Annotated in this window: 19 protein-coding genes; 8 read left to right on the top strand and 11 right to left on the bottom strand. The window is 69.2% G+C overall.

Translation table 11 applies throughout. The features are described from left to right. The first annotated feature begins 91 nt into the window (after positions 1-91). Positions 92-760, top strand: coding sequence for a potassium channel family protein (locus BN977_RS28160; RefSeq protein WP_109790298.1), 669 nt, complete (start codon positions 92-94; stop codon positions 758-760). Next, on the top strand, positions 760-1,425 hold the full coding sequence (locus BN977_RS28155; RefSeq protein ID WP_024449782.1) for a potassium channel family protein: 666 nt from the start codon (positions 760-762) through the stop codon (positions 1,423-1,425). The genes BN977_RS28160 and BN977_RS28155 overlap by 1 nt, the downstream gene beginning before the upstream one ends. Here BN977_RS28155 and BN977_RS28150 read toward each other — a convergent pair. Both BN977_RS28150 and BN977_RS28145 read right to left on the bottom strand, forming a co-directional pair. Beyond that, positions 1,422-2,138 carry a DUF3159 domain-containing protein gene (locus BN977_RS28150; RefSeq protein WP_051561956.1) on the bottom strand — a complete coding sequence of 239 codons (717 nt, stop codon included), beginning with the start codon at positions 2,136-2,138 and terminating at the stop codon, positions 1,422-1,424. The two genes, BN977_RS28155 and BN977_RS28150, sit on opposite strands and share 4 nt — an antisense overlap. Further along, positions 2,135-2,506, bottom strand: coding sequence for an OB-fold nucleic acid binding domain-containing protein (locus tag BN977_RS28145; protein WP_024449780.1), 372 nt, complete (start codon positions 2,504-2,506; stop codon positions 2,135-2,137). The genes BN977_RS28150 and BN977_RS28145 overlap by 4 nt, the downstream gene beginning before the upstream one ends. Before the next feature lie 124 nt (positions 2,507-2,630). On the opposite strand from BN977_RS28145, the gene BN977_RS28140 reads away from it, so the two are divergent. Next, the gene (locus BN977_RS28140; RefSeq protein ID WP_036403212.1) at positions 2,631-3,338 is read left to right on the top strand and encodes a hypothetical protein; all 708 of its coding nucleotides are present in this window, start codon (positions 2,631-2,633) and stop codon (positions 3,336-3,338) included. Here the strand turns inward: BN977_RS28140 and BN977_RS28135 are convergent, their stop codons facing one another. Then, positions 3,339-4,034: a DUF3710 domain-containing protein gene (locus BN977_RS28135; RefSeq protein ID WP_051561954.1), complete on the bottom strand. Its 696-nt coding sequence runs from the start codon at positions 4,032-4,034 to the stop codon at positions 3,339-3,341. It abuts the gene before it with no gap. Beyond that, positions 4,034-4,498 carry a dUTP diphosphatase gene (gene dut, locus BN977_RS28130; RefSeq protein WP_036403206.1) on the bottom strand — a complete coding sequence of 155 codons (465 nt, stop codon included), beginning with the start codon at positions 4,496-4,498 and terminating at the stop codon, positions 4,034-4,036. Before dut ends, BN977_RS28135 begins: the two co-directional genes overlap by 1 nt. Before the next feature lie 25 nt (positions 4,499-4,523). On the opposite strand from dut, the gene BN977_RS28125 reads away from it, so the two are divergent. Then, entirely contained in the window at positions 4,524-5,000 is a 477-nt protein-coding gene (locus tag BN977_RS28125; protein ID WP_036403203.1) for a DUF3093 domain-containing protein, read from the top strand. 7 nt (positions 5,001-5,007) lie between these two features. Here the strand turns inward: BN977_RS28125 and BN977_RS28120 are convergent, their stop codons facing one another. Continuing rightward, positions 5,008-5,310, bottom strand: coding sequence for a DUF4193 domain-containing protein (locus BN977_RS28120; protein WP_024449775.1), 303 nt, complete (start codon positions 5,308-5,310; stop codon positions 5,008-5,010). Between the two features lie 160 nt (positions 5,311-5,470). Here BN977_RS28120 and cei point away from each other — a divergent pair, with 160 nt between their 5' ends. Continuing rightward, positions 5,471-6,121: an envelope integrity protein Cei gene (gene cei / locus BN977_RS28115; RefSeq protein ID WP_036403201.1), complete on the top strand. Its 651-nt coding sequence runs from the start codon at positions 5,471-5,473 to the stop codon at positions 6,119-6,121. A 10-nt stretch (positions 6,122-6,131) separates the two neighbouring features. Here cei and BN977_RS28110 read toward each other — a convergent pair whose 3' ends face one another. Beyond that, the gene (locus BN977_RS28110; RefSeq protein WP_024449773.1) at positions 6,132-6,956 is read right to left on the bottom strand and encodes an inositol monophosphatase family protein; all 825 of its coding nucleotides are present in this window, start codon (positions 6,954-6,956) and stop codon (positions 6,132-6,134) included. Between the two features lie 81 nt (positions 6,957-7,037). On the opposite strand from BN977_RS28110, the gene ppgK reads away from it, so the two are divergent. Both ppgK and BN977_RS28100 read left to right on the top strand, forming a co-directional pair. Then, positions 7,038-7,826 carry a polyphosphate--glucose phosphotransferase gene (gene ppgK / locus BN977_RS28105; RefSeq protein WP_036403196.1) on the top strand — a complete coding sequence of 263 codons (789 nt, stop codon included), beginning with the start codon at positions 7,038-7,040 and terminating at the stop codon, positions 7,824-7,826. A 206-nt stretch (positions 7,827-8,032) separates the two neighbouring features. After that, positions 8,033-9,451, top strand: a complete 1,419-nt coding sequence (locus BN977_RS28100) for an RNA polymerase sigma factor (protein WP_024449771.1) — start codon at positions 8,033-8,035, stop codon at positions 9,449-9,451. An 18-nt stretch (positions 9,452-9,469) separates the two neighbouring features. Here BN977_RS28100 and BN977_RS28095 read toward each other — a convergent pair whose 3' ends face one another. The 4 genes from BN977_RS28095 to BN977_RS28080 all read right to left on the bottom strand — a co-directional run bounded on the left by BN977_RS28095 (position 9,470) and on the right by BN977_RS28080 (position 15,209). Next, the gene (locus tag BN977_RS28095; RefSeq protein WP_024449770.1) at positions 9,470-9,862 is read right to left on the bottom strand and encodes a nuclear transport factor 2 family protein; all 393 of its coding nucleotides are present in this window, start codon (positions 9,860-9,862) and stop codon (positions 9,470-9,472) included. Between the two features lie 154 nt (positions 9,863-10,016). Then, the gene (locus tag BN977_RS28090) at positions 10,017-10,745 is read right to left on the bottom strand and encodes a hypothetical protein (protein WP_306372274.1); all 729 of its coding nucleotides are present in this window, start codon (positions 10,743-10,745) and stop codon (positions 10,017-10,019) included. Between the two features lie 68 nt (positions 10,746-10,813). Then, on the bottom strand, positions 10,814-14,266 hold the full coding sequence (locus BN977_RS32100) for a PecA family PE domain-processing aspartic protease (protein ID WP_084172694.1): 3,453 nt from the start codon (positions 14,264-14,266) through the stop codon (positions 10,814-10,816). A gap of 148 nt (positions 14,267-14,414) precedes the next feature. After that, positions 14,415-15,209: an SDR family NAD(P)-dependent oxidoreductase gene (locus tag BN977_RS28080; RefSeq protein ID WP_036403191.1), complete on the bottom strand. Its 795-nt coding sequence runs from the start codon at positions 15,207-15,209 to the stop codon at positions 14,415-14,417. A gap of 18 nt (positions 15,210-15,227) precedes the next feature. Here BN977_RS28080 and BN977_RS28075 point away from each other — a divergent pair, with 18 nt between their 5' ends. Beyond that, a complete protein-coding gene (locus tag BN977_RS28075; protein ID WP_024449766.1) occupies positions 15,228-15,599 on the top strand; it encodes a RidA family protein in 372 nt (123 codons plus the stop codon). On the opposite strand, the gene BN977_RS28070 is transcribed toward BN977_RS28075, so the two are convergent. Continuing rightward, positions 15,584-15,955, bottom strand: a complete 372-nt coding sequence (locus BN977_RS28070) for a DUF952 domain-containing protein (RefSeq protein ID WP_036403189.1) — start codon at positions 15,953-15,955, stop codon at positions 15,584-15,586. The two genes, BN977_RS28075 and BN977_RS28070, sit on opposite strands and share 16 nt — an antisense overlap. Between the last annotated feature and the right edge of the window lie 97 nt (positions 15,956-16,052).

The following is a 16,052-nucleotide window of genomic DNA, read 5'->3' as shown; positions in this document are numbered from 1 at the left end:
CCGCCGATTGGCTGTAGCGTTCCGGGTGCGCACGGTTGAATGGCATGTCGGATAGGGCGCAGTTCCTGGCAGACGGGCGAGAGGACCCAGGGTGCGGGTAGTGGTGATGGGATGCGGCCGAGTGGGCGCGTCGTTGGCGGACGGGTTGTCCCGGATCGGCCATGAAGTGGCCGTGATCGACCGTGACGGCACGGCGTTCAACCGGCTGTCCCCCGAGTTCACCGGCGAGCGGGTGCTCGGGATGGGCTTCGACCGCGATGTGCTGTTGCGGGCCGGCATCGAGGAGGCCGGCGCGTTCGCCGCGGTGTCCTCCGGTGACAACTCCAACATCATCTCGGCCCGGGTCGCCAGGGAGACCTTCCGGGTGGAGCGGGTGGTGGCGCGCATCTACGACGCCAAGCGCGCCGCCGTCTACGAACGCCTCGGCATCCCCACGGTGGCGACCGTGCCGTGGACCACCGACCGGCTGCTCAACGTGCTGACCCGGGAAACCGAAACCACCAAGTGGCGCGACCCGTCCGGCAACGTCGGGGTGGCCGAGCTGCCGCTGCACGAGGAATGGGCCGGCCGCCCCATCACCGAACTGGAGGCCGCCACCGGCGGCCGGGTGGCATTCCTGCTCCGGCTGGGAACCGGACTGCTGCCCGACGCCAAGACCGTCATCCAGGCCGGTGACCACGTCTACATGGCTGCCATCTCCGGCCACATCGCGGAGGCCATGGCGATCTCCGCACTGCCGCCGAGCGAGGACGAGAACTGATGAAGGTTGCCATCGCCGGGGCCGGCGCCGTCGGCCGGTCCATCGCCCGCGAACTCGTCGACAGCCACGACGTCACGCTGCTGGAGCGCGACCCGCAACACATCGACGTGGACGCCATCCCCGCCGCCCAGTGGCGCCTCGGCGATGCCTGCGAGCTGAGCCTGCTGGAGTCGGTGAAGCTGGAGGAGTTCGACGTCGTGATCGCCGCCACCGGCGACGACAAGGCCAATGTGGTGGTCAGCCTGCTGGCCAAGACCGAGTTCGCGGTGCCGCGCGTGGTGGCCCGGGTCAACGATCCCCGCAACGAGTGGCTGTTCGACGAGAGCTGGGGCGTAGACGTCGCGGTGTCCACCCCGCGGATGCTGGCCTCACTGGTCGAAGAGGCGGTCGCCGTGGGCGATCTGGTGCGGCTGATGAGTTTCCGCAAGGGCCAGGCGAACCTGGTCGAGATCACGCTGCCCGACGACACCCCGTGGGGCGGCAAGGCCGTCAAACGGCTCCAGTTGCCCCGTGACGCCTCACTGGTGACGATTCTGCGCGGGCCGCGGGTGATCGTGCCCGAGAGCGACGAACCGCTGGAGGGTGGCGACGAGCTGATCTTCGTGGCCGTCGCCGAGGTCGAGGAGGAACTGCGGGAGTTGCTGCTGCACCCCGCGAAGTCCTAATCCTGTCCGGCGTCCCGCTGGTCGCCGTGCCCGTCGCGGTGCGCCGCGGCGGCATGTTGCGCGTGCACGGCGCGCTGGGCGTACCGGATGGCGAAGTAGGTGACGATCGCCGCGACACCCGTGAGCGGCCAGCCCATCGCGATCCGGGCCACGCCGAGCCAGCCGGTCTGGTCGGCGTCGTACAGGCGGTGCTGGACCACGAACCGGGAGGCGAACACCGCGACCCACACCAGGGTGGCGATGTCGAAGGCCAGCACGGCGCGGCGCACCTGGCGCCAGCCGCGGCCGTGGTCGTTGATCCAGCCCCACACGTAGCCGACGATGGGCCGGCGGATCAGCACCGACAGCGCGAACACCGCGGCCCAGATCAGCGAGGACCAAATGCCCAGCAGGAAATAGCCTTTCGAGGCTCCGACCAGGTAGGCGATGAGGGCGCTGATACCGACGCCCATGAACCCGGACAGCGCCGGCTGCAGCGATTCGCGGCGGAACAGCCGCCAGAACAGCACCAGGGCCGCCACACCCAGGGCGGCGAAGATCGCGGGCAGCAGGCCCGCGGTGGTCGATACCGGGACGAACACCACGACCGGGAGCGATGAGTAGATCAGGCCGCTGATGCCGCCCATCTGGTCGAGAATCGCCCGCGCGCCGGTATTACCCGGCTTCTCGCCGTCCTCGACCTCGTCCGCTGTCCCCTGGTCGGGGTGGGTCACTTCTGAATCTCGTAGTGCGGGTTGTAGATCGCCTTGGATCCGTTCTCCAGCGTGCCCAGCCGCCCGTGCACCCGCAGCGTCCGGCCGGATTCGATGCCGGGGATGCGGCGCTGTCCCAGCCAGACCAGCTGGACCGAGTCGGTGCCGTCGAACAATTCGGCGCGAACGCCGCTGGCGCAACCCTTGGCGTTGGTCTCGACACAACGCAGGGTTCCGACCATCGTGACTTCCTGCCCGCGTCGACAGTCGATCGCACGCTGGGCGCCGGTACTGGCCGCCTCGTCGCTGAGCTCCTCGACATCGAGCGTCTCGGGGTCTTCTGTGAGCCGCCGGGTGAGCCGGCGCAGATACCCTTCGGCCGTAGCCATGGCCTCTCCCTTGCCGCGAATCCGTCGTGGATTCACTTCCCTAACCCTCGCCACCGTAGACCTGTTGGGTGCGAATCGCCACGTCGTGTCGGGCGCGTCGCCCCGATGGGTGCAACATCGAGTCATGGCGGTGAATCTGCATGGGGTCACGACGGTCCTGCTGGCCGGGACCGGGTCCGACGACGACTATGTGTACCGGGCCTTTTCGGGTGCATTACACGAGGTGGGGGCGGTACTGGTGACGCCGCCACCGCAGCCGCGGCAGCTGATCGCCGGCTATCTGGCCGCCCTCGACGACGCGGCCCGTGGTGACGAACACAACACCATCGCAGTGGGCGGCGTGTCGATCGGCGCGGCGGTGGCGGCCGCCTGGGCGGTGGCGCACCCGTCGCACACCGTCGCCGTGCTGGCCGCTTTGCCGGCGTGGACGGGCCAGCCCGCCAACGCCCCGGCCGCGCTGTCCGCGCGGCACACCGCGGCGCTGCTGCGCACCGACGGCCTGGCCGCCACGGTGGCCACGATGCGGGCGTCCAGCCCGGCCTGGTTGGGCGACGAACTCACCCGGTCCTGGCTGGCGCAGTGGCCCGAGTTGCCCGACGCCATGGACGAGGCGGCCCGGCACGTCTCGCCGACGAGCGCCGAACTGGCCACGCTGGCGGTCCCGATGGGTGTGGCAGCGGCGACCGACGATCCGATCCACCCGGTCGACGTGGCGCTGGAGTGGGTGGCGGCGGCACCGTACGCGGCGCTGCGCACCGTCACCCTGGACGCGATGGGCGCCGATCCGGGCGCCCTCGGCGCGGCCTGCGTCGGGGCGCTGCTGGAGGTCTGACTAACCGCCGGTGATGGTGCTGCGCAGCTGCTGCATCGCCGACATGGCGGTGCGGCGGGCGTCCCCATCCGGCGGTGCCTGCTGCTCGGCCTGCGCCTGCGCCTGAGCTTGCGCTTGGGCCGCGGCGGCCCGCAGTTGCTCGGCCATCGGGGCGGGCAGCTGCACGGTCAGCGGCGTGCGCACCGGCAGCGGCGTGTCACCCCGGCGAACCACCGTGTCGGCCAACGCTTCTCGCGCCTCGGCGGCAAGCGCGTCGACCGTCTCGGGTGCACCGTTGACCACACAGCGGATCATCCAGCGGTAGCCGTCGATACCGATGAAGCGCACCACGCCGGGCGTCTGCCCCTGCGCGGCTGCGGTACCGACACCGACCACCTCGCGGCCCCAGCGGCCGTCCTCGATCCGCACCTTCGCGCCGTCCTTGCGCAGCGAGTCGGCCAGCTCGCCGGCCACCTCACGCCACAGCCCGGCCGATTTGGGTGCCGCGTATGCCGCGATGGTGAAGCGACCGTTGGGCGTCACCACCCACACCGAGCTGGGCACGCCCTGATCGGTGAGCTCCACCTGCACCTGGCCGGCCTCGGGCATCGGGATGAGCACCGACCCGAGATCGAGGCGGGCCACCGTGGCCGCCTCCGGGTCGTCGAAATCCTCGATGTCGAACGGGCCGTCGAAATCCTCGTCGTTATCTGCCATCACAAACTCGCATGTCCGCCGGAAGAACCGTGGCCACCATCGCCACGAGAGGTGTCAGCCAGCCCGGCCTCGTCGAACGACGACACCTCGACCAGCTCGGGAAGTTCGACCCGCTGCACCAGCAGTTGGGCGATGCGGTCACCGCGCCGGATCACGATCGGCTGCTCCGGGTCGAGATTGATGAGCGTCACCTTGATCTCCCCACGGTACCCGGCATCGACCGTGCCGGGACTGTTCACGATCGAAAGGCCCACGCGCGTAGCCAAACCCGAACGGGGATGCACCAATCCGACCATCCCGTGCGGGATGGCGACGGCGATCCCGGTCGGCACCAGGGCGCGGTGGCCGGGAGCCAGTTCCAGGTCGACGGCGCTGAACAGGTCCACACCCGCATCGCCGTCGTGGGCCCGGCTGGGCATCGGTAGTTCGCGGTCCAGACGCACGACCGCCAGAGAAGTGGGCACGACGCGAGAGATTACCCTTGACCACGTGTCTGACACGCGCGCAACCACCCAATCGGTGCGTTATCGGGAACGGCTGACGGTGCCGTGGTGGTTCTGGCCGCCCGCGCTGGGGTTGGCCGCCCTGATCGCGACCGAGGTGAACATGGGCGTGCAGAGCCTGCCCGACTGGGTGCCGTTCGCGGTGCTGCTCCCGGTGGCCGCGGCCGTGCTGGTCTGGATGAGCCGGATGGAGGTGCGGGTGGTCGACGGGCCGGGCGGGGCGGAGTTGTGGGCCGGCCCGGCACACCTGCCGGTCAGTGTCGTCTCCCGCTCGGCGGAGGTGCCGAAATCGGCCAAATCGGCGGCGCTGGGTCGCCAGCTCGACCCCGCCGCCTATGTGTTGCATCGGGCTTGGGTGGGGCCCATGGTGCTGGTCGTCCTCGACGATCCCGACGACCCCACCCCGTACTGGTTGGTGAGCTGCCGGCACCCGGACCGGGTGCTGGCAGCCCTGCGCTCCTGACTGCCCGCTACGCGGCGCAGTCCGTGCAGATCATCACGCCGTTCTTCTCGCTGGCGAGACGGCTGCGGTGGTGCACCAGGAAGCAGCTTGAGCACGTGAATTCGTCGGCCTGCTTCGGAATGACGCGCACCGAGAGTTCTTCGCCCGACAGGTCGGCGCCGGGCAGCTCGAACGATTCCGCGGACTCGGACTCGTCGACGTCCACGACGGCCGATTGAGCCTCGTTACGCCGGGCCTTGAGCTCCTCCAGCGAATCCTCTGACACGTCGTCGGTCTCTGAACGCCGCGGCGCGTCGTAGTCGGTAGCCATCTCATCCCCTCCGTTACCTTGCAGCAGAGCTTTGTACCAGCGTCGAACGCCTACACCAAATGATTCGTGCCCCGAATGCACCTCGAATGGGTGTGATTTACATCACAGCACCGGTTGCCGGCAGGGCGACGGCGCCGGCCGGTGCCTCTAAGGTGCAGGGGTGGTCGCTCTCATCACCGACGGCACGGCGTTCGACAAGCACGGTCGCCCGTTCCGCAGACGGAACCATGTGCCCATCCTGTGCCTGTTCCTGGCGCTGGCCGTAGCCACCGGCGTGGTGTGGGTGATCGCGCTGAACCGGCCGGCCGACGTGCACGAGGCGGCGGTCTGCAACGCGCCCCCGCCCGCCACCGACCCGAACACGCCCAAGCTGGGCCAGCAGGTGTCCCGGGACACCATGACCGACGTGATGCCGGCCAAGCTGGCCGACACCAAGATCAAGGTGCTCAACGCCAGCGGCCAGGGCGGCCAGGCCGCCGAGGTGTCCGGCGCGCTGCGGGACCTGGGATTCGCCCAGCCCACCGCATCCAATGACGCCATCTACGCCGGGACCCGGCTGGAATGCCAGGGCCAGATCCGGTTCGGCCCGGCCGGCCAGGCCGCCGCCGCGGCGGTGTGGCTGGTGGCGCCGTGCACCGAACTGTTCCAGGACCAGCGCGCCGACGACTCCGTCGACCTCGCGGTGGGCACCGAATTCACCGAGTTCAGCCACAACGACGATATCGACGCCATGCTGGCCAGCCTGCGCCCCGACGCCACCCAGCCGCCGGATCCCGCGCTGCTGCGCAAGATCCACAGCGCCGCCTGCTGAGCCGCCGTGTTCAGTGGGCGCCGAGACCGTCCAGCGCGGCACCGAGCGCGGCAGCCACCCCGGGCGCGGCGGCGTAGAGCATGTCCGGGTCCGGCACGTGCACGACGGCCCCCGCCTCGGTCGCGATGAGCACCCCGGCCGCCCAGTCCCAGACGTGCACGTCGTCCTCGAAGTAGGCGTCCATCTGCCCGGCGGCGACCATGCACAGATCCAGCGCACACGAACCGATCCGGCGGATGTCGCGCACCTCGGGCAGCAACTGCGCCAGCACCTGCGCCTGACGCGCCCTGCGCTGCGCGTCGTACGAGAAGCCGGTACCCACCAGCGCCAGACCCAGATCGTCGATGTCGTTGCAGCGCAATGTCGTTGACTGCCCGTTCCGGGTGACGGTGGCCCCGTGGCCGAGCGCCGCCGAGTACAGCTCGCCGGTGGCCACGTTGACCACCGCACCCGCGACCGACGTGCCGTCGATCTGCACGCCCACCGACACGGCGTAGTCGGCGATGCCGTAGACGAAGTTCACCGTGCCGTCGATGGGGTCGATCACCCAGACCGGACGCCCCGGTTCGGCCTCCGCCGAGCCGCCCTCCTCCTCGCCGAGCACCTGATCACCGGGCCGCAGCTGGGCCAGCCGGTCCCGGATGAGTCGCTCGGTCTCGGTGTCCACCACAGTCACCGGGTCGGTCGGCGTGCTCTTGGAACGCACCGACCGGGCCGCGGTGGCCGCGCTCGCGAACACCTCACCGCGGCGGCGGGACACGAAATCGGCAGCCTCGGTGGCCAGTTGCTCGGCCACGGACCGCAACGTCAGCGGATCACAGTTGTTGGTTTGCACACTTACCATCGCAACACAGGCCGTCGCGGGGCACTAATGTGTGTGACGCGTCGCATCCGCCGTCCCCCGTCAGGAGCGCCCATGACCGACACCGAGTCCAGCACCCAGCGCCGCGGATTCGGCGTCGACGTCGGCGGCAGCGGCATCAAGGGCGGCATCGTCGATCTGGACACCGGCACGCTCATCGGCGAACGTTTCAAGCTTCCGACGCCGCAGCCGTCCACCCCGGAGGCCGTCGCCAAGACGGTGGCCGCGGTGGTCCGCGAGTTCGGCTGGACCGGCCCGCTCGGGGTCACCTATCCGGGGGTGGTGACCAACGGGATCGTGCGCACCGCGGCGAATGTCGACAAGGGCTGGATCGGTACCAACGCCGTCGAGATCATCAGCACCGAACTGGGCGGCGCGGCCGTCACTGTGCTCAACGACGCCGACGCCGCCGGGCTCGCCGAGGAGCGGTTCGGCGCCGGCAAGGACAAGTCCGGCGTGATCGTGCTGCTGACCTTCGGGACCGGTATCGGCTCGGCGGTGATCCACAACGGCGTGCTGCTGCCCAACACCGAATTCGGGCATCTGGAGGTGGGCGGCAAGGAGGCCGAGCACCGGGCGGCGTCGTCGGTCAAAGAGCGCAAGGAATGGAGCTACGAGCGCTGGACGCAGGAGGTCACCAAGGTGCTGGTGGCCATCGAGAACGCGATCTGGCCGGACCTGTTCATCGCCGGCGGCGGAATCAGCCGCAAGGCCGACAAGTGGATCCCCCTGCTGAAGAACCGCACGCCGGTGGTGGCCGCCACGCTGCTCAACGAGGCGGGCATCGTGGGGGCGGCGATGGCCGCCTCGTCCCACAGCGACGGGGCCCACGCCACCGCCTGATCGGCCCCCCGCGACGCGCGCGAACAGGCCGAATTTGCCGCACGGCACAGCCTTATCTCACACTGTCGTTACAATGGTCAACGGCGGCCGCCTACCGAGATAGCGGCGGGTTTCCGAGCAGAGATCATCGCCAATATTCGACACAGCCGACGCTTTCCGGTGGTGCATGCGTGCGCACCGGGATCCGCAAGACCGAAAGGGTGTACGTGGCAGCGACAAAAGCAAGCCCGGCAACCGACGAGCCGGTGAAGCGCACCGCCGCCAAGACTCCTGCGAAGAAGGCCCCGGCCAAGGCCGCAGCCGCCAAGGCGCCGGCGAAGCGGGCCGCCAAGGCCCCCGCCAAGAAGGCCGCCGCGAAGGCGGCCGGCCAGGCCGATATCGATCCCGATGCCGTAGACCTCGGGGACGACCTGGAGGCCGACGACCTCGACGTGGAGCCCGGTGACGATCTCGAGGTCGACGACGTCGTCCTCGATGACGACCTGGAGGCCGACGCCGAGGAGGAGGGCGACGACACCGAGGCGGATGACGAGGAGGGCGAGGTCGCCGAGGAGGCAGCCGACGCCAAGCCCGCCGCCAAGGCCGCCGAGGCCGACGAGGAGCACCCGGAACCGTCCGAGAAGGACAAGGCGTCCGGCGACTTCGTCTGGGACGAGGAAGAGTCCGAGGCCCTGCGCCAGGCCCGCAAGGACGCCGAACTCACCGCATCGGCCGACTCGGTCCGCGCGTACCTCAAGCAGATCGGCAAGGTCGCCCTGCTGAACGCCGAGGAGGAGGTCGAGCTCGCCAAGCGCATCGAGGCCGGCCTGTACTGCACCCAGCTGATGCTCGAACTCGCCGAGAAGGGCGAGAAGCTGACCACCGCCCAGCGCCGCGATTACCAGTGGATCTGCCGCGACGGTGACCGGGCCAAGAACCACCTGCTGGAGGCCAACCTGCGCCTGGTGGTGTCGCTGGCCAAGCGCTACACCGGTCGTGGCATGGCGTTCCTGGACCTGATCCAGGAGGGCAACCTGGGACTGATCCGCGCGGTGGAGAAGTTCGACTACACCAAGGGTTACAAGTTCTCCACCTATGCCACCTGGTGGATCCGGCAGGCCATCACCCGCGCCATGGCCGACCAGGCCCGCACCATCCGTATCCCGGTGCACATGGTCGAGGTGATCAACAAGCTGGGCCGGATCCAGCGCGAGCTGCTGCAGGACCTGGGCCGCGAACCCACGCCCGAAGAGCTGGCCAAGGAAATGGACATCACGCCGGAGAAGGTGCTGGAGATCCAGCAGTACGCGCGTGAGCCCATCTCGCTGGACCAGACCATCGGCGACGAGGGCGACAGCCAGCTCGGCGACTTCATCGAGGACAGTGAAGCGGTGGTGGCCGTCGACGCCGTCTCCTTCACGCTGCTGCAGGATCAGCTGCAGTCGGTGCTGGAGACGCTGTCCGAGCGCGAGGCCGGCGTGGTCCGGCTGCGCTTCGGCCTGACCGACGGGCAGCCGCGCACCCTCGACGAGATCGGGCAGGTCTACGGCGTCACGCGGGAACGCATCCGCCAGATCGAGTCGAAGACCATGAGCAAGCTGCGCCACCCCAGCCGCTCGCAGGTGCTGCGCGACTACCTCGACTAGGTCATCGCCGGGGTCGCGCTAGTGCGTGGCGTGCTGCTTGGAACCGTAGATGCGCTCCATCAACGCGGTGTCGGTGTGCACCTGGACCCGAGCGGTCTTGCCGTCGCGGATCGTGAAAACGTCGGCGTCGCTCCCCTTTTCGTCTCCCACGGCGACTTCGGTGAGCGCGACGACGGTGTCACCGTCGGCCAGCAGCCGGTTCAGCGTCACCGACACGTTCTTCTCGGCCAGCCGCGCCAGGTACTGCCCGAGTTCGCCCTTGCCGTGGTAGGTGCCGCTGATGGTGCTGTTGCCGGGCTGCACCCACTCGATGTTGTCGTCGAACAACGCCATCACGGTATCCATGTCGCCCTGGGTGAAGGCCTGGTAGCCCCGGGTGACGAGATCGATGTTGTCCTGTTCCTGTGACATTTGCTATTCCTTCCCGCACGCGCGCGAAGTCGGCTCTCGGATGGGTCAGACCATTCACGCGCCGAACCGACTGTAAGCCGCTGACCTGGGAAAGTACAGGCGGCAAACCCGTACTGGTTGCCAAGTTAAGGAGCTTCTGCTAAAGAGCAGCGCATCAGTGTTTGCGAGGGCGCAGTTTGTAGGACGCCGGCCACGATTCGCGGGAGTCGTCTCCGGTCAGCGGCACGCCCTGCGCACCCAGCTTCACGTCGTAGGCCTCCATGTCCGCGCCGGCTTCCCGGTCGGCCTTCTCCCGCGCCAGGTAGTACAACTGGTCGATCTCCAGCTCCTTGAAGGCCACGAACGTGGTCTTGCGCACCGTGTGCGGACTGGTCGCCTCCGCGACCAGACGTTCGGTCAGCACCCGCGCGGCCAGAACCGCGACGGCCAGCACCGCCCACGGCAGCACCCACCGGGTCGCCGGGATCGCCGCGGACACCGTCATGGCCGCAAACGCGCCGGCCCAGATCCAGGTGATGGTCGCGGTGACCGGCGCGAACAGATCGTTCTTGAGCACCTCGGGAGCCAACTCGGCCGTGGCGATCTCGCGGACGAACGGCCTACCGACCAGCACGCCGGCAACGGCCATGATCAGCAGGCCGGCACAGCTCAGCGCCGGCGCCCAGCGGTCCAGGAGACCCCGGCCGACGGTGAGGCTCAACAACACCAGCACCGCGAACGTCAGGACGGCCGCGGCCTCGAACAGCCGCACCGCCGCGCCCCGGACCCGGGCGATGACCACCGCGGAGAGCGCGACGACCAGGGCGAGCCCCGCGGCAATCCAAGGTGCGACGTGTCCGACCAGCAGCCAGTAGACGATCCACGGCGAGAAACCCGACAACATGGCCACGTTGGAGCACTTTACAGAATGACGCCTCAACGTAACACGACCGTGCTGGGCGCGACGACGGGTCAGACATCGAAGATGGTCTGCCCGCCGCCCCCGCCGATGTAGGAAACGTAGATCGGCCCCATGGCGAAAGGCAGGTAGCCGGAGTTCATATAGGTATCCGAGGTCACGGTGGGACTATTCGATGCGGTCGTCGTGTAGGAGTACAGCAGCGTTCGTCCGTCGCTCGTGTACACGCTGATGATCGTGCCGACCGGGACCGTCGATACCCCGCCGACCAACCAGGACGGGACGGTGCCGTAGACCCCACCGGAGTCGAGCACCGTCGTCACCTGCCGGATGGTGCCGCTGCCGACCTGCACCCGCACCGAGGTCCATGGCGAGCCGGTCAGCGTCACCAGCGCGGCCAACGGGTTGGGGCCGAATTCCAGCAGGCCATTTTGTTCGTCGATGAGCACGCCATAGTTCAGGTCACCCGAGAGTGCCGAAATCACCGAACTCGGCCCGGGGCCATACGAATTCGGCCCGATGCCCAGGATCCCCACGACACCGTCCCTGGCGGCGAAGGATGCGAAGGCCGACTGTGAGGCGGAGCTGACGATATCGACCGAGGTGGGTCCAGACACGATTCCGTTGCCGAAATCGACTGTGGTCATGTAGGTGTCGAAGGTGTAGCTCAGACCGCCCGAGTATCCGCTGGCGCCAGATCCGGTGGAGACGCCGAGATTTTGTTGTGTTCCAACGTATTTCGATGTGATCACCAGCCCCACCGATCCGGTGTCGACCAGCACGGGAACCCGGGCCCCGCCGTTGACGGACACGTAGACCACCGGCTCGGTCCCGTACACCATCTTCAGCGCGACAGACGCGTTGACTTGGCCGGCGACGGGTACCGTCACGGTTTGCGACGTCGTGGCCAACCCGTTGGTGGCGACGATGGTGAAGGTGTCGGTGGTATCGGTCGCTGCGGCGGCCAGCCGTGCCGTGGCGGTCGGGGTGTAGGTGAACACACCCGCCGAGGTGGCCGTCACCGTGCCGTCGGCCGGCGCGGTGATCACCTTGTAGGTCAACGCTTTCCCCGACGGGTCGAGGAAGGTGACGGACCCGGTGACCACACCCGTCCTGGCATCGGGCGAACCGACCGTCATATTCGTCAGCACCGGGGTGTCGACCCCGCTGCGGACCGACACCACCGATACCGCGTCGGCGCCGTCGGAAGCGTAGAGGCCGCCATCAGGTCCGGTCGCCAGCGCGTCGACCACGACTTGGAGTTTGGTGGTGATCACCGAATTGTTGCTGGTCGAGATCATCGAGATGGCGTCGGCGCCAGTGTCGGCGACATAGAGGGCACTGCCGTCGGGACTCACGGTCAGCCCGACCGGCGCGCTGCCGACCTTCAGCGTCATGGTGACGGCCCGGGTGGCGGTGTTGATCTTCGTGACCGTGCCGGAACCCGCGTTGGCGACATAGAGCCGGCTGCCGTCGAGTTTGAGCGCCAGCCCCGACGGCGTGCTGCCGACTCGGATGGTCTTGGTCACCGCCCCGGTGGCGGTGTTGACCACGGACACGGTATTGGAACCGGCGTTGGCGACATACAGGGTGGCGCCGTCGGAACTGACCAACAGCGCCGAGGGATTACGTCCGACAGTGATGGTTCCCGTGACGGTATCGGTCGTGGTATCGATGACCGACACCACGTCGGAGGCCCTGTCCGCGACATAGACCTTGCTGCCGCTGGGGTTCATCGCCTCGGCGCCCGGTGCGCCGCCGACGGGAATCGTGGTGGTGAGCGCCCCGCTGATCGCCGACACCGTGCCGGCGGTCGCGTCGGAGACGTAGACGGTCTTGCCGTCGGGGCTCACCGCGCCGGTGAGGGCACGCGGCGCACCGGCCGGGTCGACCGAACCGGTGACCGCGAGCACGGCGGGCGCCACGGTGACGGTGACCGTCTCGGTGGTCGAGGTGATCGAGTTGGCCGCGGTGACGGTGAATTTGTCGGTCACCGGTTTGGTCGAGACACCGGCCGCCAGGCGGGCCGCCGCGGACGGGGTGTAGACGAACTCACCGGTGGCCGCGTCGACGGTGACCGTACCCTTGGCCGTGGCCTTGGTCACCGTGTAGGTCAGCGGCAGTTGGGCATACGGCTCGATGAATTCGACTGCGCCGTCGACGGTTCCGGTGGCGTCCGCGGCGTTCACGGTCGGGGTCGCCGCGACCGGCCGGTCCCCCAGCGGGGCCACCGACACGGTGACGGTCTCGGCGGTGACGCCACCGTGGCCGTCGTCGACGGCCACGGTGAACGTGTCGTGCTTGTCGGCGGTGGTGGCACCCTTGGCCGCCGCGGCCAGACGCGCGTCCACGGTCGGGGTGTAGCTGTAGGCGCCGGTGCTCGCATCGACGGTGAGCGTTCCCTTCGCGGCCGTCGTCGTCACGCTGTAGGCCAGGGCGTCGCGGTCGGCGTCGGTGGCGGTGATCCTGCCGGCGACCACACCTGTCGTCGCGTTCGGGCTGCCCACGCTGACCGTCACCGCCGGCGCACTGTTCTTCGGGGCCACCGGCACGTCGACGACGGTGGCCGCCGTGCCGCCGTGGCCATCGGTGACGCTGACTGTGACGGTGGCGGACCGGTCGGCATCGGTGGCGGTGTCGGACGCAGCGGCGTGGCGGGCGGCCGCCGACGGGGTGTAGCTGAACGCGCCGGTGCCGGTATTGACGGTCACGGTGCCCTTGGTCGCGGTGGCACTGTAGGTGAGTTTGTCGTTGTCGGCGTCAGTGGCGATCGCCGAGCCGGTGACCACCCCGGTGGCGCTGCTGGCCGTGATCACCGTCGGCGCGGTGAACACCGGGGCCGCGTCGACGACGGCCGGCGCGCTGACGGTGGTGGCGGCGGCTGGCCTGTGGACCGTGCCGAGCTGACGGCGCGCCACCGCCGCGAGCACCCACTGCACCGGTGTGTCCACCGGCCCGCCACCTCCCGTACCGCTGGCCGACCACGGCGACACCAGCGCCCGCACGACGGCGCCGATGGCCCGGGTGACATTGGCGACTACTTGCGGCGCGAACGAATCCACCTGCCGCACCGGAGCTTCCGTGGGGGCTGCGGCCGGGACGGGTCGCGGCGATGTGCCGGCGCCCGGGTCGGCGGCCTCGGTCCTATGCACGGGCGGTACCGGCCGCTTCTCCGACTCTGCGGTCCCCGTTGCCGGTTTCCGGGGCACGGACGAGTCGTGCGTGTCTCCATCCGGGTGGGCAGGCCGGTGGGGTTTCTTCGGCGGGCTCGGCAGGCTCAGGTTTTTCGGGAGACTCAGGACGGGCAGATGCCACATGTGGGCGAGCGTGGTTGCCGCCGGGGTCGAACCCGACTTCGTGCCCGCACTGGAGGTCGTCGACGATGCGGTCGTCTCGTCGGCATGGGCAAGGGCCGGACCGCCGGCCAGCGCCGCGCCCATCCCCAGCGTGACGGCGCCGGCGCCGAGCCAGGCGAACGGCTCGCGGTGGCGTGCTCGACGCGTCATCGACTCCTCCTCAAGCTGAATCGACTTGGGAGGAGAACCCAAATCTGCGGTGGTGGCTCGCAGAATTATGACCGTAGACCGCGGCCGACAACGGCATCGCGGCGCCGACTGCCAGCAAACTGACAGCTTCGGGCGGGCTCGGCTCGGGTCAACGCACCACCACCGAACTCGGTTCCCGTGGGGCACCCAACATTTCGCGGTGCGATGGCGGCTGACGGCCCCCTTCGTCGGTGATGCCGTACCGCGCCGCCAACTCGGCGCCGATCACGGTGTGCCCACTGCGCCCGGCCAGCTCCGGATCGTCGAACAGCGCATCGATCAGGTGACCGGTGAACTCCGGTGTCTCGGCATGCCGCGCGGTCTCGGCCAGCGCGTCGGGATGCCCGGCGAACGCGGCACGCAACCGCTCGGTGAGCAGGATGCCCATCCAGATCGACACACACGCCACGGATGTGCCGCGGAAGTCGACGGCCATATCGGCGGCCATCTTGTCGATCCCGGCCTTCTGCGCCCCATATGCAGGACCGTGCATGTAGCACACCGAGCCGGGCGACGAGGTGAACGCGATCAGCCCGCGCGGCCGGCGCAGCAGCAGCGGCGCGGCATGCCAGGACGCCACATACGCCGAACGCAGCCCGACGTCGAGCACGTCACCGAGCCCGATCGGCTTCTCCCAGAACGGCTTCGAACCGGTGAGCTGGTCGTGCACGACGGCGGCGTTGTTCACCAGCAGGTCCAGCCCGCCCTCGTCGGCGTCGATGCGGGCGAACAACGCGGCCACGGCGTCGTCGTCGGCGTGGTCCAGCCGCACCGCGACACCCCCGGGCGGCGCTTCGGCGATGGTCCGACCGGTCGCGTAAACCCGCCAGCCGCGGGCGCTCAGCGCGCCGGCGATACCGAGACCGGCGCCCCTGCTGGCACCCGTGACCACCGCGACCCGCACTCCCCTAACCTAGACGCCGTGCCAGACTCGCGGATCAATATCGCCTCCGGATCGGAATTCGAAGCCACGGTTGGCTATTCGCGCGCCGTGCGGATCGGCGATCACGTGGCGGTGTCCGGGACCACCGCACCCGGGGATTCGCCCGCCGAGCAGACCCGCGCGGCGCTGCGGCGCATCGAGGCGGCCCTCGGCGAGGCCGGTGCCGCCCTGTCGGACGTGGTGCGGACCCGGATGTTCGTCACCGACATCTCCCGATGGCGGGAGATCGGCGCCGTGCACCGCGAGTTCTTCGGCGACGTCCGGCCGGTGACCACCATGGTCGAGGTCGCCGCGCTCATCGCGCCCGAACTGCTCGTGGAGATCGAGGCCGACGCCTACCTGGGCGGCTGAGCGCCGCACTGGGCAAACCGCCCGTCGGGGCCGGGCAGGTAGCTCGTGACACTTGTCACAGCCGCCGCGGGCAACGGCCCGTAAAGGTGCGGGAACAGCATCGATTCCGGATCGGTCGGCACCCCGGGCTCCCAGCGCACCGGGTCGGTCAGCTTGCCCGGATCGACGGCCAGCAACACCAGGTCGGTGCGCCCGGCGTACAGCCGGTTGGCGGGCAGATGGACCTGTTCAGGGGCCGAAAGGTGGACGAAGCCGACGTCGGCGAGCGAGGCCGGGCGGTGTTCGCCCGCCCGTTGGGCGGCGAGCCATTCCTGGGACGAGCACAGGTGAACGAGGACCTCGGAGTCGCGGATCATGCGCCCAGCGTGCCCGCCCCGCAACGGGAGCGCCCCGTGAGACACGACACACCGGTGAACCGTGGGGGAACAAGGCCGGAACCTCATACGTCTGACA

Source organism: Mycolicibacterium cosmeticum, assembly GCF_000613185.1.
Classification (GTDB): Bacteria; Actinomycetota; Actinomycetes; order Mycobacteriales; family Mycobacteriaceae; genus Mycobacterium; species Mycobacterium cosmeticum.
The sequence above is the reverse complement of the archived record's forward strand: the minus strand, read 5'-3'. Positions and strand labels throughout refer to the sequence as shown.

Bases quoted from the DNA above. Each gene is read 5' to 3' on its own strand.
- BN977_RS28155 (WP_024449782.1), top strand. From the start codon at position 760: ATGAAGGTTGCCATCGCCGGGGCCGGCGCCGTCGGCCGGTCCATCGCC.
- BN977_RS28145 (WP_024449780.1), bottom strand. From the start codon at position 2,506: ATGGCTACGGCCGAAGGGTATCTGCGCCGGCTCACCCGGCGGCTCACA.
- BN977_RS28140 (WP_036403212.1), top strand. From the start codon at position 2,631: ATGGCGGTGAATCTGCATGGGGTCACGACGGTCCTGCTGGCCGGGACC.
- BN977_RS28135 (WP_051561954.1), bottom strand. From the start codon at position 4,034: ATGGCAGATAACGACGAGGATTTCGACGGCCCGTTCGACATCGAGGAT.
- BN977_RS28120 (WP_024449775.1), bottom strand. From the start codon at position 5,310: ATGGCTACCGACTACGACGCGCCGCGGCGTTCAGAGACCGACGACGTG.
- ppgK (WP_036403196.1), top strand. From the start codon at position 7,038: ATGACCGACACCGAGTCCAGCACCCAGCGCCGCGGATTCGGCGTCGAC.
- BN977_RS28095 (WP_024449770.1), bottom strand. From the start codon at position 9,862: ATGTCACAGGAACAGGACAACATCGATCTCGTCACCCGGGGCTACCAG.
- BN977_RS28090 (WP_306372274.1), bottom strand. From the start codon at position 10,745: ATGTTGTCGGGTTTCTCGCCGTGGATCGTCTACTGGCTGCTGGTCGGA.
- BN977_RS32100 (WP_084172694.1), bottom strand. From the start codon at position 14,266: ATGACGCGTCGAGCACGCCACCGCGAGCCGTTCGCCTGGCTCGGCGCC.
- BN977_RS28070 (WP_036403189.1), bottom strand. From the start codon at position 15,955: ATGATCCGCGACTCCGAGGTCCTCGTTCACCTGTGCTCGTCCCAGGAA.